15 protein-coding genes are annotated in these 25,192 nt (G+C 58.8%); 6 read left to right on the top strand and 9 right to left on the bottom strand.

The genetic code is table 11. The features are described from left to right. Positions 1 to 24 precede the first annotated feature (24 nt). Positions 25 to 2,562, top strand: coding sequence for an ABC transporter permease (locus LAP85_10980; GenBank protein MBZ5496914.1), 2,538 nt, complete (start codon positions 25 to 27; stop codon positions 2,560 to 2,562). A 195-nt stretch (positions 2,563 to 2,757) separates the two neighbouring features. Continuing rightward, a complete protein-coding gene (locus tag LAP85_10975; protein MBZ5496913.1) occupies positions 2,758 to 3,915 on the top strand; it encodes an aminotransferase class I/II-fold pyridoxal phosphate-dependent enzyme in 1,158 nt (385 codons plus the stop codon). Between the two features lie 20 nt (positions 3,916 to 3,935). Here LAP85_10975 and lspA read toward each other — a convergent pair whose 3' ends face one another. The 4 genes from lspA to LAP85_10955 form a co-directional block, all read right to left on the bottom strand. Continuing rightward, the gene (lspA, locus tag LAP85_10970) at positions 3,936 to 4,436 is read right to left on the bottom strand and encodes a signal peptidase II (GenBank protein ID MBZ5496912.1); all 501 of its coding nucleotides are present in this window, start codon (positions 4,434 to 4,436) and stop codon (positions 3,936 to 3,938) included. A gap of 319 nt (positions 4,437 to 4,755) precedes the next feature. After that, on the bottom strand, positions 4,756 to 5,196 hold the full coding sequence (locus tag LAP85_10965; GenBank protein MBZ5496911.1) for a hypothetical protein: 441 nt from the start codon (positions 5,194 to 5,196) through the stop codon (positions 4,756 to 4,758). 125 nt (positions 5,197 to 5,321) lie between these two features. Then, entirely contained in the window at positions 5,322 to 9,539 is a 4,218-nt protein-coding gene (locus tag LAP85_10960) for a hypothetical protein (protein ID MBZ5496910.1), read from the bottom strand. 134 nt (positions 9,540 to 9,673) lie between these two features. After that, on the bottom strand, positions 9,674 to 11,383 hold the full coding sequence (locus LAP85_10955) for a M28 family peptidase (GenBank protein ID MBZ5496909.1): 1,710 nt from the start codon (positions 11,381 to 11,383) through the stop codon (positions 9,674 to 9,676). A gap of 242 nt (positions 11,384 to 11,625) precedes the next feature. On the opposite strand from LAP85_10955, the gene glmM (LAP85_10950) reads away from it, so the two are divergent. The 3 genes from glmM (LAP85_10950) (at position 11,626) to LAP85_10940 (ending at position 15,708) form a co-directional block, all read left to right on the top strand. Further along, positions 11,626 to 12,975 (top strand): phosphoglucosamine mutase, encoded by a 1,350-nt coding sequence (gene glmM / locus LAP85_10950; protein MBZ5496908.1) that lies wholly within the window; start codon positions 11,626 to 11,628, stop codon positions 12,973 to 12,975. Beyond that, on the top strand, positions 12,956 to 14,344 hold the full coding sequence (gene glmM, locus LAP85_10945; protein MBZ5496907.1) for a phosphoglucosamine mutase: 1,389 nt from the start codon (positions 12,956 to 12,958) through the stop codon (positions 14,342 to 14,344). Before glmM (LAP85_10950) ends, glmM (LAP85_10945) begins: the two co-directional genes overlap by 20 nt. 293 nt (positions 14,345 to 14,637) lie before the next feature. Continuing rightward, the gene (locus LAP85_10940; GenBank protein MBZ5496906.1) at positions 14,638 to 15,708 is read left to right on the top strand and encodes a diguanylate cyclase; all 1,071 of its coding nucleotides are present in this window, start codon (positions 14,638 to 14,640) and stop codon (positions 15,706 to 15,708) included. 228 nt (positions 15,709 to 15,936) lie between these two features. Here the strand turns inward: LAP85_10940 and LAP85_10935 are convergent, their stop codons facing one another. From LAP85_10935 to LAP85_10915, 5 genes are all read right to left on the bottom strand, one after another. Then, a complete protein-coding gene (locus tag LAP85_10935; GenBank protein MBZ5496905.1) occupies positions 15,937 to 17,739 on the bottom strand; it encodes a beta-galactosidase in 1,803 nt (600 codons plus the stop codon). Between the two features lie 127 nt (positions 17,740 to 17,866). Then, positions 17,867 to 18,070 (bottom strand): hypothetical protein, encoded by a 204-nt coding sequence (locus tag LAP85_10930; GenBank protein MBZ5496904.1) that lies wholly within the window; start codon positions 18,068 to 18,070, stop codon positions 17,867 to 17,869. Between the two features lie 9 nt (positions 18,071 to 18,079). Further along, positions 18,080 to 19,741: a sodium:solute symporter family protein gene (locus LAP85_10925; protein ID MBZ5496903.1), complete on the bottom strand. Its 1,662-nt coding sequence runs from the start codon at positions 19,739 to 19,741 to the stop codon at positions 18,080 to 18,082. A 136-nt stretch (positions 19,742 to 19,877) separates the two neighbouring features. Beyond that, positions 19,878 to 21,158 carry a galactokinase gene (locus tag LAP85_10920; GenBank protein MBZ5496902.1) on the bottom strand — a complete coding sequence of 427 codons (1,281 nt, stop codon included), beginning with the start codon at positions 21,156 to 21,158 and terminating at the stop codon, positions 19,878 to 19,880. Next, entirely contained in the window at positions 21,155 to 22,210 is a 1,056-nt protein-coding gene (locus LAP85_10915; protein ID MBZ5496901.1) for a UDP-glucose--hexose-1-phosphate uridylyltransferase, read from the bottom strand. The genes LAP85_10920 and LAP85_10915 overlap by 4 nt, the downstream gene beginning before the upstream one ends. Before the next feature lie 448 nt (positions 22,211 to 22,658). On the opposite strand from LAP85_10915, the gene LAP85_10910 reads away from it, so the two are divergent. Next, entirely contained in the window at positions 22,659 to 24,932 is a 2,274-nt protein-coding gene (locus LAP85_10910) for a DUF5110 domain-containing protein (protein MBZ5496900.1), read from the top strand. Positions 24,933 to 25,192: the final 260 nt, after the last annotated feature.

Below are 25,192 nucleotides of genomic sequence, written 5' to 3'. Positions count from 1 at the left end.
TCTTTCCTTTATAGGGGAGGGATTGTGCAAAGTCTCTTGCAGGACTTTCGCTTTGGCGTGCGTCTCATTCTTCGTAATCCCGGTTTCGCGGGGCTGGCAGTGCTGGTATTGGCCCTGGGAATCGGGGCCAATACGGCCGTTTTCACGCTGATCAATAACCTCATCTTGCGGCCGGCTCCCTTCGAGAGCCCGGATCGGCTGGTGAGCTGTCACAGCAAGAACACCAAAACACCGGATTCCTACCGCCAATTCTCCTACCCCAACTACCTCGACATCCGGGAAAAGAACACCGTGTTCACCGACCTGATGGCGCATTCGGTGGCGATGGTGGGCATCAAAGAGGGCGACACCACGCGCCGTGTCTTTTCGGAGATTGTCTCATCCAACTACTTCAAAACGTTCGGGGTCAGCCTCCGGCAGGGGCGCACCTTTACGCCGGACGAGGAGAAGCCAGGCGCTGCCAACCCGGTGGTCATCGTGAGCTACGACTATTGGAGGCGGGCCGGGGCGGATCCGGAGTTTGTCGGGAAGAGTCTATGGATCAACGGCCGCGCCTATGAGGTGATCGGGATTGCCCGCGAAGGTTTTACCGGCAGGACGGTCATGGCTGCCTCAGGAGTGTGGCTGCCCCTGGGAATGTATGAAGCCACCGTAAACGATTTTGACGGCGTCAAACAGCCGCTGGCAAATCGCAGCAACTACTCCCTGTTTCTGGTAGGACGGTTGAAGCCGGGCATCACTGCCACCCGGGCCGACAGTCAGCTCGCCGTTCTCGCCGCCCAGCTGGAGAAAGGCTATCCTCAGGAAAATGAAAATCAGACGATCATCACGCACGGCCTCAGTCGTTTTTCCATCAGCACCGGCCCGATGGACGACTCTGAGTTGACCGGCCTTTCGATCCTGCTGGCTGGCATGGCCGGGCTGGTCTTGTTGATTGCGTGTTTTAACCTCGCCAATATGATGCTGGCGCGCGGAACAGCCCGCCGGAAGGAGTTTGCCATGAGGTTGGCACTGGGATGCGGGCGCCGGCGCATCCTGAGCCAGTTGCTCACCGAGGGCTTCATCCTCTCGGTGATCGGAGCTGCGCTGGGATTGCTGTTCGCCGTTTGGGGTATGCGGCTCCTGGTCTATTCTCTGAACACCATTACCCCGATCGTCGTCAGCCTGCATACTGATCCTGACGTCCGCGTTTTTGCTGCCATGCTTGGCTTCTGCCTGTTCAGCACCCTCATCTTCAGTTTCGGGCCTGCCTGGAAGGCGATAAGGCTGGACCTCGTTACTTCTCTCAAAGAGTGCACGGGTGAAGACGCAGGGAGCGGTCAGGGAATCCGGATCTTCTCATCGCGCAACCTGCTGGTCGTAGGACAACTCGCTTTGTCGTTGACTCTGTTGATCGCCGCAGGTCTTTTTGTCCATGGGGCGCTCAAAGCCGGCAATGTGAATCCTGGATACAGCCTCGACAACGGGGTGCTGGTGGAGCTCGATGCCGGCCTCGCGGGCTATGACGAGGCGCAAGGCCGGGCGGCATATCGGCGCGTGCAGGAGAGGTTGTCCGCCCTGCCGGGAGTGGATTCGGTCAGCCCTGCAGCCATAGCTCCGTTCGGGATGATCACCCTGGACCGCAGCGTGCTCAAGGCGGAGGACTTGACGCGCGATCGCACTGAGGATCGGAACCAGACCAGGGCGGTTGCCGCGCGCTTCAACACAGTCGGAGCCGATTACTTCCGTACGCTCGGGGTGCGTATGCTGCGTGGGCGACCGTTCACCGCTTCGGAGGTGGAACCGGGGGCCAGGACACCGGTCGCGATCGTCGACGACTGGCTGGCGAAAAGACTCTGGCCGGGAGAGAACCCCCTGGGCAAGCACATCGTCTTTCGGAGTGATGACGCCAAAAAAGACAATCCCGTCATGGAGGTAGTCGGGGTGGTGCCTACGCTTCTTGATTCACTTCTGGACGCGAAGAACAACCCGCACGTTTACGTCCCCTTCGGGCAGGTGTATCAATCCAACATTCATTTTCATTTGCGGCTGCTGGCACCACGCCCAGGGGCCGAGGCCGTGCTGATGCCGGAAATACGCCGCATAATCAGGACCGCGGACGAGCATCTTCCCGTCCTGAGTCTGAGAACCATGCGCGCGCAGCTCGATAACAGTATGGATTTGTGGCTGTTCCGCACCGGCGCACAGATGTTCTCGGTCCTGGGAGGGCTGGCTTTATTCCTTGCGGTTGTTGGTGTTTACGGCCTGAAGGCCTACACCGTCGCCCGGCGGACGCATGAGATCGGCATCCGCATGGCACTGGGGGCAACGGTTGGAGACACGCTCTGGATGGTTTTGAAAGAAGGACTATGGCTGACTATGCTGGGAGCGGGAATTGGCCTGGCGCTCGCCCTGGCGGTCGGGCGCCTCTTGAGCAGCCTGCTCTATGAAGTCAGTCCGGTGGATGCCGTGGTTTTTCTGTCGACGCCGTTGCTTCTGACTGCAGTGTCGCTGGTCGCATCTTATTTCCCCGCGCGGCGGGCCGCGAAGGTCGATCCCATGGTGGCACTGCGCTACGAATGAAGGCTGCGGATCTCAAAGGAATTGATGCAAAAGCTTGAGTCTGCGGCGAAGATCTGCAACACTCGGTGTCAACCAGAGCGCGTTCCGGCGTTCAGCTCCAGTTGGTCCGTGGCGGGCTGGAAGATCCACGAAGGGCATGCGGCCCATCCTGCAGCCAGGTCACGGGTCCGCTCAATAAAAACGGGGGGATTCGCAATGCAGAGAAAAGCTACGGTAACGAGGCGGGCTTTCATCGGCGGCACCACGATCGGCGTTGCTTCCATGGGCTTGGGTTTACCCTCTCTCCTCGACGGTAGCGAGAGCCCTCGAACCTTCAAGGCGAAGGCAAGCGAGCCGGTTGCTCTGCTCCTGGACCGAAATGAGAGTTCCTATGGGTTGTCCCCTGGTGCGGCGCGGGTCCTGCATAACGTCGCCGAAGGCGTCTCCAACCGTTATCCCAGAGATGAGCCTGCGGCTCTTGTCGAGGCCATCTCCAAACGTTTCGGAGTAGAGAAGGAGCAGGTGCTGCTGGGTTGCGGTTCCACGGAGATTCTGAAGATCGCGACCGAGACTTTTTGCTCGCCTTCGGGGGCGGCAATTGTGGCGGAACCGACCTTCGAGGCGGTTGTCACGTACTGTCCGCTGGCCCACGCGCGCTCGGTAAAAATACCTCTCACTGAGGACTACAAACACGATCTCCCGAAAATGCTGGAGGCGGCTGCCCTCGTCGGCGGTTTCATTTTCTTCTGCAACCCGGCCAATCCCGCGGGCACATACATCGGCAAAGAGGAGGTCGATAAGCTTGTCCGCCGGGTCCCGGGCGGTGTCGTGCTGCTGATCGATGAAGCTTACTTCGATTACGCGGACGCACCCGACTACGAAAGTTGCGTGCGTTATGTGAAGGAAGGGCTGCCGGTGCTGGTTTCGCGCACCTTCTCGAAGATCTACGGCATGGCGGGATTGAGACTCGGTTATGCGATCGGGCATAAGGATCTCATCAAACAGATGTCGGGCCGGAAACTGTCGAGCAATGCCAATCAGATTGCGACAGCCGTGGCGTTGGCCTCCCTCCAGGAGGACGATTTTGTGGCGCGGATTCGCAGACTCAATGTACAGGTGCGGAACTCCCTTTGCACTGAGCTGCGCGCTATGGGCCTCGAATTCATCCCTTCGCAGACAAACTTTGTGATGATCAATCTCGGCCGCCCGGTGCAACCAGTCATCGATGCGCTTAAGCAGCGAGGGGTGATCGTGGGCCGCCTGTTTCCATCGATGCCGAACCACCTGAGGGTGACATTCGGTACCGCGGACGATATGAAGATCTTCGTCAAACAATTCAAGGCAGTCCTGGGGAGCGGTGCCGGACCAGAATAATCATGCGGGGATGAAACGGATCACTCTGAAACGAGCTGCGTCTGCTTTCGTGCGTGGGCCGAGCGTCTCTTGATACGAATCAGCAGCATGGCAATGCCGATTACGATCGCAAGGTCGGCAACATTGAAGGTCGGGTAGTAGATCGAATTCTCGACATGCACCTCGATGAAATCGATCACGGCACCATGCAGAATTCGATCTGCAAAGTTGCCCAGAAGACCTCCGGCGATCAGGGCGAGAGCCGCCTGGAGCAGCACAGGGCCGGAAGGCCTGCGAATGCTGTAGATGATGATCACCAGAACAGGGACCATCGCCATTCCCGCCAGGAGATATGGCTTCCAAACCGGGTTGAAGTCATCCAGCAGGCGAAAGAAGATGCCGGAGTTGGCCGCGAACGAGATGTGCACATAATGAGGGACAATCGCGATACCCTGAAGACGAGGAATCGTGCTGACCAGGTGCTTCGTCAGAAGGTCGACCCCAAGCACGATCGATGTAATCAGAATGAACTTCGCTTTCATTGCGTCATCCGAGGGTAGAAATGTCGTGAGCACGCCCCTTATTATGCGATACACACCCCTTGCAAAGCCTCGCATTTGAGACGTTTTATTGGACACCCCAGCCGCCCAAAGGTTCCGCGTTTTGCAGCGCTTTGATCTGACAGCGATCTTGGCACCTTTGCGCCTTGGCGTCCTCGCGATTAGCTCGGATTATCCATGAATGTGGGGCCAGAATGCTGTTTTGGACGCGGAAACACGCTGACCGTTCGGTCCTGGTCGGCGCGCGGTTCTGCTTCATGAACAGTTCAGGCAGTTCGTGGATCGGGAAGTGCGGGGGCAGCTATTTCTTCTTCTTTGTTGCTACCCAGGTGAAGCTTCCGTAGTCGCCCATCTGGACGTCCCCCGACATCTTTTCACCGTCGACTTTGCCCTTGAAGAGCAGCGTGAAGTCCCCCTGTGGCCCGTTGATGGTCATGGACCATTGAACGACGCCCTCCTTGATGGTCCCTTCCCCTGTCAAAGTCACGCCCTGGGGGCCGGACAAGGTTACTTTCAGCGTCTCCTTTTCCTGGGTGAAGGTCGTATCGGTCGGCGGCCTGTCCCCCTGGGGTGTCTGGAACGTCATTTCCCAAATCCCGCTGATATTGATGTCTTTGGGCTGCTCTTTGGTCTGGTCTTTGGCTGGATCCTTGCTCTGGTCTTTGGTCTGCGGCAACGCGGGAAGCGCGAGAACCAGCAGAAAAACACAAAACAGGACCGTCATATATTTGCGCATCGTCATCTCCTTCCTCCCGATCACCCCATTGGGTATTGAGCCTCAACCCTACCACGAATGCGCGCAGCATCCCAAGATCTTTTGATGGCTTCCAAGGCATCCGCCATGTCGCGGCCATGGCGTACCGGCGGTTATGGGAGCTTCTGCTTCCCGGGCGTCGATACATTATCCTGATTCTTCGGGGGCAGGACCGGACGCGCCCGGAACGTGGTGAGCGAGACGCTGTCGCGTCCTCCCTCTTCCCCGATGCGTTGCACCTCGTACTGTCCTTCTTGCAGGTACTTGACGCTGGCCATGAGGTAGCCGAAGCCGGGTTTCGTGACCAGGTCTAGCCAACCGCCTTGTGCCGTTTCATCCGGCGCCTCGGTCATGCCGTTGAAATAGGTCACCTGGGGCCAGGAACCCATCGTCGCCCGCGCGCTGCCCGCTCCCATGGTAGTGCGGCGGCTCCCGCTCGGTTCGCCGGTCTCCGGATCGCTGTAGTTAACACTCGTGTCTTTGTAAATCTCCTGATTGAAAACATACGGCGCGAACCCGAACGCCCACCGACGATAGCGATCCTGGTGGCGCAGATTCATTGCGCGCACCTCCGGGCTGCGGTTAACCTCGCGGACAATAGCCTCGCGAATCGCATCGGTCACTTGTGCGTACTGTGAATATCGCGGGTCGCGAATCCCGCTGATGGCGGTGTACCAGCCGCGCGAGAAAATATAAGAACGGAATCCGGGCGGGACATAGCCCGAGAACTGTTGGACCCACTCGTGAGAGGGATACCCATGCGGGTTGAGATAGATGTCCGGCAGCCATTCGCGCCACAGTCGCCCGCGGACCAATGCTTCCGGCAGCAGGGGATCCGCTTGTCCAACCTGGGATCCGACATCCGTCCCGAGGGCGCTGTACCGGCCTGCGTGCAACATGTAATTCGGGGTGAGTTTCTGAAGATCGTAGGCCATCTGGGCGCCGTCCGGATTCTCCACCGGCTGGAGAATGACATTAACCCTCTTCAGAATCTCCTTGTACGACGGATCCGTGACCAGCAATTCTGCAAGCCGGAGAATATGGCTGGTCGATGAAACCTCGTTGGCATGCTGGCGCCCAGTTATGAATATCGTCGGTTTGCAGGCCGTCATCTTGGCCAAGGAAACATTCTCGCCGGTTGTGGGAAGTGTGATCTCCATGACGGAGACATCCCGGCCGCGATAGGAAACGCCGGCCTTGTATGCCTTGACCTCAGGATATGCCGAGAGCTTCTGAATGATCTCCTCGCTTTCGGCCGGACTGATAATGTGGTCCCAGGTCACGATAGGCAGCCTGGGCTGCTCATGCGTTACGCGGATATTGGATGCGGGCGCTTCCCCGGTGCTCTTCACGAGCCGCCGGGTGCGCGCATCCTTGAGGGCGATATCAATTGAGATCCCGTCAACATGGTCAAAAGAAAAAGCTGTGCGGTAGAGCCCGGCATCATGCAAGAGCGCCAGATTATCCAGCGCATCTGCGGCCCGCGCGGCTTCTCGATCGTCCTTGGCCTCCACCTGCAGCTGGAGTTCCCGAATCTGATCCGATCGAACCACGATACGCCCCATCGACGGGGACGTGGCGTCGATCCTGGCCAGATCCCGTGAAACGCGGCTGGGCTTCTCGATTCCCTTTTCCTTATAAGAAATCTCAATCTTCGCCTTTGCGGAGGCGTTGCCCGCATAGCGAACCCGGGCTTGCCCAGCCTGGCCGGGTCGATTCGGGTGGATGATGGGATAGATCATTCCTGGTGATGACAGCCGCCGCCTGACGGTGGTGCGGCCGAGGGCGTCAAAGAAATCCAGGGTAACGAAATATAAATCTTCGTGCAATGACTCGAGCGAGGAAACCTGCTCTTCATCAACACCGATGCGAAAGTCCGGCTCGCTCATCCAGACTTCGATGTTCAGGTCGCGATGGAACGGCTGCTTGTCGGGCATCGGCTTATTGTCGGTGGTTTTCATGACGTGATCGTAGACGCGCGCCAGAACCTTGGATTGGTAGTAATCCCAGAAACGCTCGGGATCAGTGGCGATGCGCGCATCCACGACCGTGCCGCCGTCGACCGACGCCGTAATCCATCCCGTGGTGACCTGAACTCGCGACCAGCCGGGGAACTTGTCCAGATACTCGCGTTCGACAAACTTCGGACTGAAAGCGCTGCGATAGATGACCTTTCCCGATCCATCGAGGGCTTCGAGACTATAAATGTCCTTCGGATCGTCCACCAGCTCGAGACGAAAGGCGTCTCTGGCGATGCCGAGATCGCGCTGGAAGATTTCGTCCACAGGATAGAGCTCATGAAGCCAGCGGCTCGGCACCATATAGAATTTGTACTTCTTGGTAAAGTCGGGGTGGATGGCAGCAACTTTGATTTGAATGGAGCGTGCCCCTTTACCCTTCAGTTCGGGAATGACCTGCTCGGTGAGCCACAAGAATCCCTGTTTGTAAGCCGATAGGATGGTCACGCGCGCATCCCCAGCCCCTGCCTTCACCAGCTCGGCTCGGGCCTTTGCGGCGATGTCGATCCGCACTTCGGGCGATTCGCTTAGTCGCGCTTCGAGCGCCACCTTGGATCCTGACCTCACCTTCGGCAACACTTCGTCGTGGAACTTGGACCAGAATTCGTCCACCTCCCACGGAATGTCGATCTTTTCCTCAAACACCGTGACCGGTTCCGTGATGCCCTGGCTCGTGACAGTGACGGGGACATCCTGGAGCGCCTTCTTGAGTCGGCCGGCCAGGTAGGCATCGAGCGCGGGATCGGCTTTTTCGAGAAACAGCCTGGCCTCGAACGATTCCAGCTTTTTATCCTTCACATCCGCGGCAATGCTTTCGAGCTCGCCCAACGCCTGGCTGGCCTGGCCGGCACCGCTCTTGGACTGGAAAAAGCGGGTCACCTGGGTGACGACATCGTCGAGCGTTGGGGCGCCCCGGGCCACGTCCCAGACGTAGGGCACGCGCCGGGCCAGGTAGTCGCACGCTGCCTGCGTCCCTGTTTCATCGGCGCCGGCAGCAACCGTGGCGGTCGCATTTCCAAATGCCTTGGGCACCAGGTGAATCGCACCTTCGCCGGCTTTGAGATCATCGAGACGCGTCTTCCCTATCTTGATGAGCTGCTGCACAAGCGTGTTGTTGCGGCCCACAAGAATCGGGCTCGGCTCACGGTTGGGTTCCTTGACCTTGCGGTCAATTTTGCTGATGGGAAGCGTAATGCCTGTCGTTTCCAGACCGAGACGAGCCGCTATGTGAGCGGCGCCCAGCGATTCGGCAACGTCTCCGATGATCAGTGAGGTCTCGGTGCGGTCGGGAATGAGGTCCGGATAGGCATCGCCAAACCAGCCCTCGATCGAATAGGTCGACGTCAGATCGAAGTTTTTGCCGGGGGCCGAAGGAGGCGGGCTCCCGGGCGGCGTATCGGTTGCCAATTCATCGGGATCGATCGGAGGAGTCAGAGTTCGCGAGTTGAGGCCGGAACGGGAAACCTCCGTTTGTCCGGCAATCTTCCCTCCTGCGATCACCTCGCAGGCAATCACCGCCACGTTGGCAAAATCGAGTGTCTTGGGCTCGAGCCCGCGTCGATGCGCGCGGTCGAGATCCTCGAGCAAGGTCTGGGACCTGGCGCCATCGGCAGCGCCGACTCGAATGCTGAGATCGATCCTGGCAATGCCGCGCCGGTCGCTGTCCACAATCAGAGACCTGATGCCGGCGCCGGCAGCCGCCACTCCCTTGGCACGCAGATATCGCAGTGCCTGATCCTCGATTCCGGGAAGCGTGATCCCCGACATGGACCAGACACGCGGCAGGCGGGCCGCAAGCTCGTTGGCTGCGGCGAGGGTTCCCTCGTCGTCTCCACCCACAACTGCGAGACCATCAGGTCCGCCCAACGGGGAGGGCACGTGTGCGACCAATCCTTGCCCGGCTTTCAGCGACTTGAAGTCGATGGCGCCCTGTTCTGCCAGCCTCTGGATGGCCGAGTTTTTGCGGCCGATCAGGATCGGAAGCGCAATCTCCGCCGCACGGACTGCCTCGTCCTCGCGCATAACGAGAGGCAGCTTCATCGACAGGGTCTCGTAGCCGAGTCGCGCCGCGATATTGGCGGCGGCAAGGATATCTTCCGGCGACGGCTTCGCGGCAACGATGACGCGGGCCGCAACGACGTCGGCAAGGCCGTCTCCATTGGAGTCACGCACCATTCCGCGCGTCAGGCTGAAAGCCTCACTGATCCCGGCCAGCGCAGACTCATCCGCAGCTTTCGACCCATCGAGTCCAGCGGCCGTGATGGCGACCAAGAGAATGATAAGAGTATACAAAACAGCCGGATTCTTCCTCATTTCATTATCCCTCGCTCTGGAGTGCGGTGGCGCGCCACCGCTTTTGAGAGCGCGGCGCTCCCAAGGCGCCCGCATGATGCCTCATGCCGAGGTGGCTGCGACCTTCCCGAACTACGGCCACACGGCAGGCTCCTCTACTTTTGCACGCCTGCAGCTTTTAGCTGTGCGTCGCGCTTCGCCTTGAATTCAGTACCGGGCTTCCACTGGGGATAGCGGTCGGCGACGGCTACCTTATACCCGACCATCCAAAACAACTGCAGATCCTGGACGCCACCACTCATGTCCCAGTCGGATTTCACAATGTCAGAAGGTTTGTGATAGTCGTGAGCGTTGTAGTCGTCACGAATCCGGCGGCCGTAATCGGCCGGTTTGCCGATGAAATCAATGCCCCGGTCGGCCTCGAGTGCCGGCACTCCCTGTTTGGCGAATGGGAAGTGGTCCGACCGGTAGTAGAAGCCTTTCTCCGGCTCCGGATCCGGCTGCAACACACGCCCTTGGCTGAAAGCCACCTCGCGCATGTAATCATCGAGATCGGAATTTCCCAAGCCGATAATGGTGACGTCCCTGGTTTTCCCGTGAACATTGAGCCCTTCCAGGTTGATGTCGGCCAGAGTCTTGAACAGGGGGTATATCGGGTGGGTCGCATAGTATTCGGACCCGAGCAGCCCCTGCTCTTCGGCGGTGACCGCCAAAAACAGAATAGAGCGTTTGGGCGGGACGGACAGACTGGAGAACGCCTTCGCGATCTCAATGAGGCCCCCGACGGCCACGGCATTGTCCACGGCGCCGTGATAGATTTTGTCGCCGTTCACCGGCTTGCCGATACCGAGATGATCCCAGTGCGCCGTATAAACGACATACTCCTCTTTCAGCTTCGGATCGCTCCCCTCAACCCGGGCAACGACGTTGCGTGACTGGATGGTCCGCATCCTGATGTGCATCGTGATGGATGCTGCAACGGACAGGGGCACGGGACGGAAGCTGCGGCTCACGGCCTGCTTTTTGAGGGCTTCCAGGTCCTTTCCAGCCATCGTGAACAGCCTCTTGGCCTGCTCGAGCGAGATCCAGCCCTCCACGGACGCCTTGCTCATATTCTTGTCGGGAGTGACCAGGGTGAAACGCTCGCCGCTGAATCCCTGTACCACCGACCACGCATAACCCGCCGGTCCGGTTTCGTGCACCAGCAGCACACCGGCTGCACCCTTTTCGGCTCCGATATGGTACTTGTAGGTCCAGCGGCCGTAGTAGGTCATCGCGTCCCCGCCGAAAACCTTCGGGTCAAGCTTGCTTGCATCCTTGGGATCGGGCACCGGTGGGTCGTTGACGAGCATTACCAGGGTCTTGCCCCGAAGGTCCACTCCTTTGAAGTCGTCCCAGTTGTACTCCGGCGCCTGCACCCCGTAGCCGACAAACACGAGGGGCGAGTTCTCGAGACTGACCGTGGGCACCTCACGCCGGGTCCAGGCCACGAAATCAACCAGGAACTTGAGCCGGCTTTCCTCTTTGCCGCTGTTAAGTGCCAGCGTCATCGTCGGATCTGGCGTGATGCCGACCATTGGTACCTTCTGTATGTAGGTGCCGTCGGTGTTGCCCGGCTTCAGACCGAGCTTCTTAAACTGATTTTCGATGTAAGCGACCGTGAGATCTTCTCCTTTGGTGCCGGGAAATCGCCCCTCGAATTCAGCGGATGATAAGACCCTGGTATGCTGCAACACAGCGTTGCCGTCGATCGCGGGAAAGCCGACGGCGCCGGCCGCCCAGGCGATGCCCGCCGCGACATGGTCATCGGCAGCGGCAAAGCATGCAAGCGCCAGCATGGCGCACACAGAGATCCATCGTTTCATAGTCAACTCCTGGGCTGGAAGAGGGAGTGTTGAAGCACAGATACTACTATCGCCGGAAGCGGTCGTTGAGCAAGAGGAAAAATATATTCCGCACCGTGTCATTCGCGGCTGCATTTTGCCCGCAGTGTCTGAGTCGCAGAACCTGCGATCATCTGCGGTTTCTCAAAGCAATCCGCTGTGATATTCTTGCGGTCACGGAATTGCGGTGTTGTTCGGAAACATCACTAAGCGGCCCATCGGCGATGAAACCATTAAAGATCGGCATCAGCGGAGTGCGTGGCATTGTGGGTGAGACCTTCACTCCCGAGCTGGCAGTGAGTTTCGCTCAGGCGTTCGCCACATATCTGAACTCGGGGCGCATTCTCATCTGCCGCGACACCCGGCCGTCGGGCCCCATGGTGGCATCCGCAGTCACGGCCGGGCTGCTGGCTTCGGGATGTGAGGTAATCGACCTGGGGGTATGCCCTACTCCCAGCCTTCAGTTGGCGGTCCGCCGGCTCAATGCCCAGGGAGGCATTGCCATTACCGCGGGTCACAACGCCACGCCCTGGAACGCCTTGAAGTTTGCCAGAGCCGACGGCCTCTACCTCAATGCAACGCAGGCGACCGAACTGCTCGACATATACCACGAGCACGAATTTGAGAAGGTGACATGGGATCGGATCCGTCCCATGATCGAAAGTGCGGATGCGGTCGATCACCACCTCGCAATTCTGGCAAGCACTTTCGACGTTGCCTCGATCCGCAGGCGCGCATATCGTGTCGCCATCGACTGCTGCAACGGCGCCTGTTCTGCATTGACTCCGCGCTGGATCACGGAGCTGGGTGCCCAGGGCCTGACCATCAATGACGACATCAGCGCTCCGTTTCCGCACGATCCCGAGCCGAGACAGGACACGATGGCCCAGGTCCGGGCGTTGGTTAAGGCGGGTGGTGCAGACTTTGGACTGGTGCTCGACGCCGACGGCGAACGACTGGGTCTCGTTGACGAGCGTGCGCGCATACTCCCGGAAGAATTTACCTTCGCCCTGGCAGCAGCCGTCAGGCTCAGCCGGCGGCCGGGTGCCGTCGTAACCAACATATCGACGAGCGCGATGGTCGACCGGATCGCCTCCTGCTATCGGACGCCGGTGGTCCGGACCGCGGTCGGCCAAGCCTATGTGTCCGAAGCCGTTTTGGAGCATCATGCCGTGCTCGGCGGCGAGGGCAACGGCAGCGTCATCGTTCCCGAGGTCCAGGCTGTGCCGGACAGCTCCGCCGCCATCGGCCTGATCCTGGAGCACCTCGCAGCGACACAAAAACCCCTGTCCGTGCTCGTCGATGAACTGCCCCGGCTTTCGATGATCAAATCGATCATGCCGGTCGAACCCAATCTGATTTACTCGGCATTGCAGTCGTTTCGCGACCGCGTTCAGGACGAGTGTGGCACCGAGGTGGATTCGTCCGACGGCGTGCGCATCGATTGGCCGGACGGTTGGGTCCATGTGCGCGTTTCGAATACGGAGTCGATTATCCGGATCATTGCAGAGGCTGAGCACGAATCGCGGGCGCGCGAACTGACGGATTGGGCGCGTGAGCGTTTACGCGGGTAACAGACATATGCAGGCCATCCCGACCCTCAAGATCAGTATCTCCGGAGTCCGCGGCGTAGTGGGCGAATCATTGACACCCGCGCTGCTGGCCCGCTTCGCGCAGGCCTTCGGGACGTATGTGGGCCACGGCCGGGTCGTGGTAGGGCGCGATACGCGCACGTCCGGTGAAATGGTGCGACAGGCGGTAGTCTCCGGCCTCCTTTCAACAGGCTGCCGCATCATTGACCTCGGGGTCTGCCCCACTCCGACCGTACAGCTGACCGTACGCCGTCTGTCGGCGCAGGGGGGGATTGCAATTACCGCAAGTCACAACCCTCCCGAGTGGAACGCACTCAAATTCATCGGACCCGACGGTCTTTTCCTGGACGGAGGCCACGCCCGCGAGTTGTTGGATATTTATCATCAAGGCGACTATACCAAGGTGCCGGGCTCACTGATGCGCCCGGTTGAGTTGATGCCCCAAGCTGCGGAGGAGCATGTACGCAAAATCGTTCAGGTGCTCGGTCCGCTGCGGGGCGATGCGCGCAGGCGGCGGGTCGTAATCGATGCGTGCAACGGCGCCGGCTCTATCCTCACCCCTCGCCTCCTTAAGGAATTGGGCACCGAGGTGATCGGCATCCACGTCACGCCCGACGGCCGTTTCCCCAGACCGGCCGAACCGCTCCCCGAGAACATCGGCGCCCTGTGCCAGGCGGTTCAAAAGCACCAGGCCGACGTGGGATTCGCCCAGGACATGGATGCAGACCGCCTCGCCGTCGTCTCAGAACTGGGTCAGCCCATCGGCGAAGAGCGCACCCTGGTGTTGGCGGCGCAGTTCGTGCTCGGCCGAACCCCAGGCCCCGTTGTGGCCAATCTGGCAACCACACATGCGCTGGAGGCCGTCGCGGCGCGGTTCGAGTGCAAGGTCTACCGCACTCCGGTCGGAGAAGCCAATGTGGCGAAGGCAATGCAGCGGTACAAAGCCGTCATCGGCGGCGAAGGCAACGGCGGCGTCATTTATCCACCGATCAATTTTGCCCGCGACAGCCTGGCGGGAATAGCTCTCATTCTTCACCTGCTGGCGGAATCCGGGCAATCCGTCTCACAACTGGTGCAGGGACTGCCGCCCTGCTGTATGGTCAAGCAGCGGCTCTCCTTCCCTTCGCACCGAATCGGAGAAGTGCTCGCTCGGGTTAAACGGGAATATGCGGCATATCCGACCGATGTACGCGACGGAATCAAGGTAACCTTGCCCGAGGGCTGGTTCATCGTCCGGGGCTCGAACACAGAACCTGTCATCCGCGTCGTTGCCGAGGCTCTCTCAGAGGAAGCAGCCACGAAGATCGCCGCTGCCATTTTCGAGAGAGTGCAATCCTGGCGCAAAGCGTAGCCGAAGTACGCTGTTCCTGCCCACCACCCGCCCGGCCCTACTTGTTTAAGCGCAATATCACCTCAGAATTTTTGAACCGGGCCGATAAGTAGTGAGGAGGGACCCGTTCACTCGCTGACGGCCGTGCTTTCGCTCATGGAAAGGCTGATTGCAGAAACGCGAGTCGCAGCCTGGAACAGGTCCCAGGGGAACGGGATTCACGGAAAAGAATCCCCATCCTCAGATCCAATTGTCCATGCGCCGGCGTGGACCCCGACAAGGTTGCCGATCCCGGGAGCGAGAGAGCTGAATCTATGCCAAACCAGTTTATTGAGCTGGGCCTCTTCAAGCGGCGAAAAGACGATCGAGAGAGTCTCGTTGCCCGGTTCGGGCGGCTGTCGGGACGCCTCCTGGCCCTGGTTTCCGAGATCGCCATCGAAAGTGAAGGCCTGAAAACTTCTGAGTTCCGATCCCAGCTGGATCGTTTCCGAGACCAGCTCGAGCGCGTCAACGACAGCCGCACCCTCGAGAGCACCGTCGAAAAGTGCCTGACTCTCTGCCACAAATATTTCAAGCGCGCCCAAGGGTATCTGCAGGAACGAGAGACCGAAATTCGGGAAGTCGTAGATGTTTTGAGAGAAGCCGTCGGCACCCTCACCGGCGAGGCCGATACCTTTAATCAACGCCTGTTGGATTCCTCGACGCGCTTCAAACACTTGAACGACATTGAAGATCTCCGCGAACTGAAAAAACAGATTGCCAGTGAAGTCGACGAGCTTACGCGCATGGTGGAGGAGAAAAAGAAGCAGGACGAAGCCATCTACGCAAAGATGTCGAGGCGCTTCGACCTGCTCCAGGAGAAGCTCAGGCAGACGAAACAAGAAGTACTGATGGATCCATTGACCCAGGTCGGGAACCGCCGAAGCATCGATCGGGCGATCAAGCGTGCCCTCCAGGAGTCAATAACGCCATTCATCCTGGCCGTCATAGATCTGGACGATTTCAAGAAAATCAACGACGTCCATGGACACCAGGTTGGGGATCAGGCACTGGTGTGCGTTGCGGGGTGGATCAACTCCCACATCCGTTTGGGCGACTTCTTAGGACGATACGGCGGCGATGAGTTTGTAGTGCTCTTCACCAATGCTACCCTGCCTCAGGCAGAAATGCGGTTCCTGCAACTCCTCGCATATGTCGCGGATTCTCAATTCGAATTCCTCGACGGCGGCGAGATGCGCCACGAGCGACTTACGGTCAGCTGCGGATTGGCCCAGTCTATTCCGGGAGAAAAATCCGAAGATCTCCTGGGACGCGCGGACAAGGCACTTTATGAAGCCAAGAGGCGTGGCAAAAACTGCCTGGTAACATGGAAGAAGCCCGACTAACCTGAAATATTCATGAAGCAGAACCGCATGCCCGTGAAAAGCGACAAAATTGGACGCAGATAAACTCACAGGCAGCAGCTTTTGCCGTCCTGCATGCGGCGCGGCAATAGCTCCTGCACGCCGACCAGGACCGAACGGTCGGCGCCGGTCAGCGTTTTCCCGCGACCAAAACTGCATTTTGGTCGCATATTCATGATTAATCCGGGCCAAATATCCACTCCGCCGGCGTTACTCGGGAGCCTTGGCGCCAGTCAGCGGCTTGGCCTCATTTTGATGCAGGTCAAACACGATGATTTCATTCGGGCCCGCCTTCAGCCACGGCGCCGGGCAGTACAGTCTCTTCTGGGGGCCGATTTCCCAGTAGCGGCCGAGATTGTGGCCGTTTACCCAGACCATTCCCTTCTTGTAGTTCGTCATGTCGATGAAGCTGTCGGCCACTTGAGTCAGATCAAAAGTGCCTTTGAAGAAAGTGCCTCTCCTCCCGGGGTCGATCGGAGCCGCCTTCAGCGTCCGGACAAAAGCTTCATCAAACGGCAGGTTGTACACCTCCCAATTCATGAGTGTCATGCCGCCGAGCGTAACGCGATCCGTGATCCCCTTGCGGTCGATCATGAACTGGCCATAGTTAATGCGCCCCATCCCTTCCACCAGTATTTCCAGCACGGGGTCCTTGGCGCCGCTCCTGGGAATATCGATCGAGTTTTCGCCTTCGCGACGATCCAGCTTGCCGACATAACTTCCGTTTAAGAACACGGTGGCGTAGTCGTGCACGTCCGTGATCGTCAATTTCCCGTTCTTGCGCCCGATGAGCTTCGTCTTGTACACGATGAAGCCATAGTCCTGCCCGTAGGCTTCAAGGGGTTTGGGCTGAACCGAATTCACCGCCTTCGGCAGGTTGCTCCATACCGAGCCATAGGCGTTCATCTTGATTTCCGGGATATCCATTGCCGGGATCGGCTTGGGCGGTTCAGGCAAGCTGCCCACATATTTGGATATGAGATCCCGCAGTGCAGAGTATTTGCTGGTCGCCTGCCCCTGTTCGTTGATGGGCGCATCATAGTCATAGCTGGTGACATCAGGCTCGTACCCCTTGCCGCCCGAATTTGCACCTGCGGTGAAGCCGAAGTTTGTTCCTCCGTGAATGACGTAAAAGTTGAATGACTTCCCGTTGTCGAGCAGAAACTTCACTTCGTTCAACACGCCTTTGGGATTTGGTCGCTGCCATTTCTCGCCCCAGTGCGTAAGCCAGCCGGGATAACTTTCGCTGCTGAAGGCAGGGACCTTCGGGTTTCGCAGCGCGGCTTGCTCGAAAGCTTTCAGACTGTCCCCGGAATCCAAGCCGATCGCTGCGCCGTCGATATTTCCGGCCTCGAGCATGAAGGGCTGCGGGCCATCGGCGGTGAAGAAGGGTACGTCGATACCGCTCTTCAGCCAGATCTTTCTCAGCTCCTCCAGATAACTCTTATCGTTCCCGAAGCTGCCATATTCATTCTCTATCTGCACCATCAGGATCGGCCCGCCGTGGCTGACCAGCAGCGGGCGGATCACGGTCGCCATCTCTTTCAGATAGCGCTCGACCGCCACCATATAGCGCCGATCCATGCAGCGGATTTTGATGTCGGGTATCCGGAGCAGATAGGGGGGAATGCCGCCGAGTTCCCATTCGGCACACACATAAGGTCCGGGGCGAAACAGCACCCACATCCCTTCCTGCTGCGCTGTTCTGACGAACTCCGCGATGTCATGGTTACCGGTTTTGAAGTCGAACCGGCCGGGGGCGCTCTCGTGATAATTCCAGAAGATGTAAGCTGCGATGGTATTGCAGCCCATCGCCTTGGCCATCTGGATGCGATGCCGCCAATACTCCTTCGGTATGCGCGCCGGGTGCATTTCCCCGCTGATCATCTGGAAAGGCTTGCCGTCAAGCAGAAAGTCCTTTTCGCCGAGCGTAAACGTATGGCGTCTGGTTTGCGATGTCGCTTCTCCCAGAACGAGCATCAGGATAAAGATCAAACAGATGATGCGCTTCATATTGCTCCCATGACACCGATCCGCCACGGTCGGCGTCGCGAAGCGGCGCTCCGGAGTGCAGCGGCATGATCCTGCTTTGGCAGATGCGGAATTCGAACGCAGCGTCATGCCGCCGCACTCCGGAGAATCACCGAACGATTTTGCGGCGGTTAAGCAGGGCAAAGGCCAGCCCGAAGGCCAACATGAAGAGCCCCCACCAGAGGTCCGGGTGCAGCCGGGAGAGGACCTTCGTGTCCGCCGGAGGGTTCACCAACGAATATATTGCGGATAAGGTGATGATGGCCCCCATCGTAGTGAGGAGCAAGCCGACGAAGTACCAGATGGATTTCATATCAGGCCCCTACCAGAAATAAATATTGAGGATGATCAGAATCGCAACCGACACAATCCCATAGAATTCCGGTGTCTTGATGAAGGGAACCGGTTGCAGGGACTTCTCTGCCGTCAGCCCTTTCACCAGTCCGACGAGCTCTTGCGCGGGCTTTTTGCGCGTGAACACACTGACGAGGATCGTGACCACGAAGCAGATCACCCACGCCCACCAGGCCCGCCAGAAATTCGCGGCCATATCGCTCGCAGTAGGGGATAGCGTGATCGAGGCCGGATCGATCCACTGAAACTTGACGGCAAGAAAGAGGGTGAAGGATGAGCCCATGCCCGCTAGCAGCCCCCAGAACGCGCCGTTGGGCGTGATCCACACGACAAACATGCCCAGCAACATTGTGGCGAACAGGGGCGCATTCACCCATGAAAAGATCGCCTGCATGTAATCCATGATGCTGGGGAAACTCTTGGCCCAATACGCGGTGCCTACACTGAGGATGATGCCGACGACCGTGGTCACTCTTCCCATCCACAGGAGCAGCTCGTCCGACGCCTTGGGATTGATCAAGGCCCTGTAAATGTCGTAGGTCCAGACTGTGTTGAAGGCGCTGACATTGCCAGCCTGCCCGGCCATGAACCCGGCCAGCAGCGCTGTGATCCCCAAGCCGATCAAACCGGTCGGATAGTACCGCTGAATCAGCAGCGGTAACGCAGAGTCAAAGTTGATCTGGCCGCCATCGCGCAACAGGGAAAAACCGCTTTTCGGATCGTTGGCCAGAACCCAGGCGACCAGACCCGCCATGATCACAAGAAACGGAACCGCCATCTTGAAAAAGGAGGCAATGATCGGGGTCATCCGCGCCGCGCGCAGGTCGCGGGCCGAAAAGGCACGCTGCACCACAAGAAAATCCGTGGTCCAATAGCCGAACGAGAGCACGAACCCGAGGCCGAGAACAATGCCGGCCCAGGTGATGGCCATGCCGTTTTGAGCCGGGTCGGCCGAGGTGGACCACAGCGTGGCAAAGGACGGCGGGATGCGCGCGAAAACTTCCTTGACGCCCCCGATCTCCACAATGCCGAGGACCGACACCAGAAACAGGCCAAACCAGATCAGGAAGAACTGGATGATCTCGGTAAAGATCGCAGACAGGAGCCCGCTCAGGGTGACGTATGCCGCCACGGTCCCTGCGGAAATCCACATGCTGACGTCCCAGTTCCAGCCCACGAAGGTGTGCAGCACCAGCGCCATCGCGTAGAGATTGATCCCGGACACCAGGAGCGTCATCCCGGCGAACGCAACCGCGTTCAACACCCGCGTCTTCTCATCGAAACGCAGTTTCAGATACCCCGGCACCGAGTGGATCCGGCTGCTGTAATAGAACGGCATCATATAGACGCCGAGAAAGACCATCGCCGGAATGGCGCCGATCCAGTAAAAATGCGCCACATACATCCCATACTTAAAGGTGTTTCCGGTCATGCCGAGCAGTTCGAGAGCCCCCAGGTTCGCCGACAGAAAGGCCAGACCCGCCACCCAGGAGCTGTTTTTCCTGCCCGCCATGAAGAAGTCTTCCTGACTCTTCGTGTAGCGCTTGAGATAAACCCCGAGCCCGATGATGAAGGCGAAATAAACGCCAATAATGAGCCAATCCACAGGACTTAGGCCAAGCGTAACCATAGAATTCCTTTCCGTCACCTTAGCGCACAGAATTGACAACATGAGCCGCCAGGACGCCAAGATTCCACGAGGCCGGGAGCCTCACATTTCGGTGTCTTGGCGCCTTGGCATCTTGGCGGTTTCAATTGTCCTGATTTCATTGCCTGCTGTCCTCGGGTTTCAATTCCAACGCGCCTTGGGGGCGCACCCGCAGGATTTTGACGCACCCTGATCCAAATGCCGATTCCATCAACGTGCGAAATTCGTCCGCGCACGCGCAGGGGATGAAGACCTGGATGGTGCCGGCAAATCCGCCGCCATGAACGCGGCAAGCTCCGCCGCATCTCCGGACAAAGCCCTCGGCCAGAGCCAACGCCAGGGGAATTCCCTGTTCGGTCCCGGCCCGGGCGCTGACGCAGTTTTGCAGCCACCGATAGGATGAATTCCCGGACTCCTCGATCAACTCCAGGAATCCCTGCATATCTTTGTTCCTCAACGCCGCCACCTGTAAATCGACCCGCTGATTCTCCTTGAGGAAATGCAGGGCGCGCAGAATCGCCCGGTCGCCGACGCCGGCACGGAGCCCGGCAAGGTTGTTCAATAGCTCCTGTTCTGAGATTTGCCGGCAGACCTCCCGGCCGAATCGCGCCGCCACCCATTTCATCTCTCGTGGAATCGAAGCATAGTCCTCGGTCAGGTCCGCGTGACTGCCGCCGGTGTCGACGACGAGGAGGCTGTAACCCGACGCCGCAAAGTCAAAAGCGATCTTCTCCACTACGGGAGCACCGGGATCGTTGAAATCAATCTTTACGATGCCGCCGACCGCGCAGGTAATCTGATCCATCAAACCGCAGGGCTTTCCGAAATACTCATTTTCGGCAAACTGGCCGATCAAGGCGATCTGCTCGGCATCCACCTGAGTACCGTTATGCAGGGCATTCAAAATGGTGGCGATGAGCACTTCGACGGAGGCTGACGAGGACAGTCCTGAGCCCACCGGCACATCGCTCGCAAGGCAGGCGCGAAAACCGCCGGCTGCATATCCGAGTTCCCGGAAACGGGAGGCGATGCCCCGGATCAACGCAGTCGTCGTACCGCGCTCCGCAGCGACAACGGAGAGGTCTTCGAGCGCCACCACAAAAGGCCGGCCATATCCCTCGGAGCAAACCGTAATCGTTTCATCCGATGACGGCGCCGCCACCGCGATGGAATCCAGATCCACCCCGGCCGCCAATACCATTCCATGGTTATGGTCGGTGTGATTGCCGCAGATCTCTGTCCTGCCGGGCGCGCTGAATAGATGAACGTCCGACTCTCCGAACCGGCGCCGGAATTGGCCGAGCAGTCTTCCCCACCGATCTGTCTGCCTGGCAAGAGTCATCCCGTCAGCTGCGTAGATCTGCGCGAGAACCCGAGTCCCAGGCACAGCGTTCGTCATCTTTTTGAATCCTTCGGGATCGATGTGTAATGCACTTCCGACAGCGATTGCAGGCGCTCGGCTGCCGCTTCAGGTGTGATATCCCGTTGCGGTTCCGCAAGCATCTCGTAGCCGACCATGAATTTCTTCACGGTCGCGGAGCGGAGCAACGGAGGATAGAAGTGTGCATGCAGCTGCCAATGAGAACAGTCGCCTGCGCCGCTCGGGGCGCCGTGCCATCCCATGGTATAGGGAAAAGAGATGTTGAACAGGTTGTCATAGCGGGTGAGCAGGCGTTTGAGGATCTCCGCCAACGCCTGCCGCTCGGGGGCAATCAGCTCGGTAATCCGATGGATGTGGCGGCGCGGGAGCAGGATCGTCTCAAACGGCCACACCGCCCAGAATGGAACCAGTGCCGTCCAATGGTCATTGTCGACCACCACACGGGTGCGCTCGGCCTCTTCGAATTCAAGATAGTCGAGAAGAAGGACCGCCCCGTACTCGTCCCGAAAGACGCGCTGATGCATATCTTCTTTGAAGGGTTCATTGGGGAGCGCACTTGCAGCCCACAATTGCCCGTGAGGATGCGCGTTGGAGCATCCCATGATCTCACCCCTGTTTTCGAATATCTGCGCCCACCGGTAGAGGCGCCCCAGTTCCCGGACCTGATCAGCCCACATCTCCACAACCTGGAGGATCTCTTCAACACCCATCAAAGCCAGGGTGAGATCATGGCGCGGCGAGAAACAAAGCACCCGGCAAACACCCTGCACCGCTTCCTGGCGCACGAAGGGGCGGTCTCCACCGACAAAAGGCTGGGTCTCCGGAAGGAGGGCGCTGAAGTCGTTGTCGAATACATAAACGCCCGAGTATTGCGGGTTCGACGCACCGTTCGCCCTTGGATTTCCCGGGCAAAGATAGCAGTCCGGGTCATAGGATGGGCGTTGAACCGCAGGGGCAGTCTCCATCTTTCCCCGCCAGGGGCGTTGTGTGCGGTGCGGGGACACGAGAATCCACTCGCCCGCGAGCGGGTTGTAGCGCCGGTGGGGCTGGTCCTGGATGGGTGCGGGCATGGGCCGGAATTTCATGGCAATTCGGCCCCTCTGCGCATGTTGAAAAAGGAGTTCGGATGATGGATCGGAATCACGCCAAAACCTGTTTGCTCGGTTCCTTGGCCGATTTCGTTCGGGTGAAATCAGGACGCCATGCTATCGCGGGAGAAAGCGGAAAGGCAAGGCGAAAGATGTGGCGGCACTTCGGCGAGAGGGGAAACATCTCGACGCTGAGAACGCAGAGACCGCAGGGAAAAACGCAACCAATCAATGTCAAGGAAAGAGTTTCAACCCGGCGTGCCCCGCACCCTCTGCGCTGAGATTTTTCTTCACGCGGCAGCCGGTTCGGTCCGATTGATACTGTGGGAGAGCTGGATTGCGGTTTGCATTGATTTTTTTATCCTGTGCCTCCTGACTATCCCTGCTAGAATTGGCGGGGTTTCGTAACTCGGGCAAGAGGGGAGAAACCATGCCCATCCGCGCACTCCGCAGGAGAGTCTCTTCGACGGTTCCGCTCCTGGCTTTGGGCCCGCTCCTGGGGATTGTCCTCACCGCAGGCCAGGATCCGGCGCCGTCCGATTCCATCCACGCGCCCCAGCGGGTAACCAGTTTCGAGCATATCAATCAGGAAGCGGTCCTCAAATGCGACGCAGGTGTTTTGATTATCAAACCCTACGCAGACAACATCATACAAATTCGCTATTTCCCCGGCCCGGAAAAAACGGCCTTGCCTCTTTGGGGATTCAGCGCGAGCCCATCAAACCCAAAGTATCGCGTTGACGCCACTGTGGGATCGCTCAGACTCTCCACCGCCCAGCTGACAGCTAGCGTGGACCGCAAAACGGCTCAAATTACCTTTCTTGACCAGAAGCAGAATGTCCTCTTGTCCTCGAGGCGGTACCACTTGAAAGACGCCCGGGTATCGGGCGAAGATACTTTCAACGTACACGCCGAGTTCGTCGCGCCCGACGATGAGGCCTATTACGGCCTCGGGCAACATGGGAATGGCTGGATGGATCACCGGGGAGAAACGGTTCGGCTTTGGCACGACTATCAGCCGGCCGAAGGTGAAGCCGTCGCCGTGCCTTTTCTGGTAACAAACCGAAAATATGGTCTCGTTTTCGACAACCCTTCGAAAACGACTGTCACTCCCGGAAAAACAGGCGTGACCACCTGGGATGCAGAGGTCGGCGACGCTCTCTCCTACTTCGTTATCTACGGCAACACGACTGACGACATATATAAAGGATATCGCTTCCTGACGGGGGTGACTCCGCTTCCCCCAAAATCCGCTCTCGGGTACATCCAGGCCAAGCTGGGATCCAAGACACAGGATGAACTCCTGCAGGTTGCGCGCAAATACCGCGAAAAGGGATATCCGGCCGACATGCTGGCGATAAACCTGGGAGAGATGGGCATTGATGACAAGCAATGGTCCGATCCTCGCAGCATGAATGCCGAGCTCGACAGGCTGGGTTTCAAGCTCATGATTTCCTGCTGGCCCCGCATCCAATTGGGATCGTCCCAGTTCGACACCCTCGAGGCCATGGGCTGCCTCGGCAATGACAAAGATGGCAAGCCGGCCCAGGACACGCGCAGCGCCTTGATCGATACCACCAAACCTTCCTGCGCGTCCTGGTTCTGGAACAACATCCAGGAGAATTACGCTGCCAAGGGGTTCACGAGCTGGTGGCTGGATGGGAATCAATCCGACCTCATACCGTCTGCCCTGGTATTCAACGCCGGCATGGGCGCCAGGATTCTCAACCTCTTTCCGTTGATGCAGGCCAAAGCCGTCTACGAAGGGCACCGTCACGACGCCAAGGAGAGGTGCCTGATCCTCTCGCGTGGGGCCTACCTGGGCGCCCAGCAGTACGGAACCACCTTCGGCTCGTCGGACACAAGCCCGCAATGGGAGGCATTGAAGCGCCAGATCCCGGCAGGCCTCAACATGACGGCTTCCGGTCTGGCCTATTGGTCTTCTGCCGTCGGCGGCGGTTATCCCCCCCTGGCATCCAGCGGCAGTTCCGCCCGGGATGAGTATTCCGAGCTGTACATCCGCTGGTTCGAATATGGAGCCTTTTGTCCCACATTTCGAGCTCACGGTTCGATCCCGGAAAATGAAGTCTGGTCCTTCGGTGAAGGCGTCGAGAGGATCCTGGCCAAATATCTGCGCCTGCGCTACCGGCTGCTGCCTTACATTTATTCTCTGGCACATTCAGTAACCGAAACGGGCGCCCCGTTCATGAGGGCGCTGTTCATGGATTTTCCGCAGGATCCCGAGGTCCGGAATCTCAAAGATGAATATATGTTCGGCCCCGCGTTTCTGGTTGCTCCCATGGTCGAAAAAGGGAGAGCCGGCCGCGAGGTCTATCTTCCGAAGGGTTCGGCCTGGTACGACTACTGGACCGGCAGGAAATTCGCCGGCGGGCAGCGCCTGTTCGCGGATGCGCCGCTGGATCTGCTGCCGTTGTTCGTCCGAGCGGGATCCATCATTCCGCACGGGAACGACATCCCCAACACGAGGGCCGAGCAGAAAGAATTGGAACTGTGGGTCTATGCCGGCGCGGACGCCCAGTTCGATCTGTATCAGGATGACGGCTTGACCTACGAATATGAGAAGGGCAAATACAGCCTCGCCCAGATCCGCTGGAATGAAACTACCCAGAAGCTCACGATCGGCGGCGACGACCGCAAACTGTTCTCACGCCCTCAAGATAAATGGCTGAAGGTCGTGAGGTGACGCAGGAACCGCAGATTCACGCGGAGCAATGCCGCCGCATATCTGTGTGCGACAAAGTTCAGCTGCCGCTCCGAAGCCTTTACTTTCCTTTTTGAGCCGATTCCCTCCCCGATTTCGCATTCCTAGGTGAGAGCGATTCCAGAAGGCGCTCATTCGTCAAGAACCTCCTGTTCGCGCCTTTCATCCTGCTCCTACGGACAGACCCTAGGATCCTTGAATGCTCTCGAACGGAACATGGCGTTCATCAGGCCGGGATCAGG

It is taken from the genome of Terriglobia bacterium, from assembly GCA_020072565.1.
Classification (GTDB): domain Bacteria; phylum Acidobacteriota; class UBA6911; order UBA6911; family UBA6911; genus JAFNAG01.
The sequence above is the reverse complement of the archived record's forward strand: the minus strand, read 5'-3'. Positions and strand labels throughout refer to the sequence as shown.

Excerpts from the sequence above, each read along its gene's own strand:
- LAP85_10975 (MBZ5496913.1), top strand. The coding sequence starts at position 2,758 with ATGCAGAGAAAAGCTACGGTAACGAGGCGGGCTTTCATCGGCGGCACC.
- lspA (MBZ5496912.1), bottom strand. The coding sequence starts at position 4,436 with ATGAAAGCGAAGTTCATTCTGATTACATCGATCGTGCTTGGGGTCGAC.
- LAP85_10965 (MBZ5496911.1), bottom strand. The coding sequence starts at position 5,196 with ATGACGATGCGCAAATATATGACGGTCCTGTTTTGTGTTTTTCTGCTG.
- LAP85_10960 (MBZ5496910.1), bottom strand. The coding sequence starts at position 9,539 with ATGAGGAAGAATCCGGCTGTTTTGTATACTCTTATCATTCTCTTGGTC.
- LAP85_10955 (MBZ5496909.1), bottom strand. The coding sequence starts at position 11,383 with ATGAAACGATGGATCTCTGTGTGCGCCATGCTGGCGCTTGCATGCTTT.
- glmM (MBZ5496908.1), top strand. The coding sequence starts at position 11,626 with ATGAAACCATTAAAGATCGGCATCAGCGGAGTGCGTGGCATTGTGGGT.
- LAP85_10940 (MBZ5496906.1), top strand. The coding sequence starts at position 14,638 with ATGCCAAACCAGTTTATTGAGCTGGGCCTCTTCAAGCGGCGAAAAGAC.
- LAP85_10935 (MBZ5496905.1), bottom strand. The coding sequence starts at position 17,739 with ATGAAGCGCATCATCTGTTTGATCTTTATCCTGATGCTCGTTCTGGGA.
- LAP85_10930 (MBZ5496904.1), bottom strand. The coding sequence starts at position 18,070 with ATGAAATCCATCTGGTACTTCGTCGGCTTGCTCCTCACTACGATGGGG.
- LAP85_10925 (MBZ5496903.1), bottom strand. The coding sequence starts at position 19,741 with ATGGTTACGCTTGGCCTAAGTCCTGTGGATTGGCTCATTATTGGCGTT.
- LAP85_10920 (MBZ5496902.1), bottom strand. The coding sequence starts at position 21,158 with ATGACGAACGCTGTGCCTGGGACTCGGGTTCTCGCGCAGATCTACGCA.
- LAP85_10915 (MBZ5496901.1), bottom strand. The coding sequence starts at position 22,210 with ATGCCCGCACCCATCCAGGACCAGCCCCACCGGCGCTACAACCCGCTC.
- LAP85_10910 (MBZ5496900.1), top strand. The coding sequence starts at position 22,659 with ATGCCCATCCGCGCACTCCGCAGGAGAGTCTCTTCGACGGTTCCGCTC.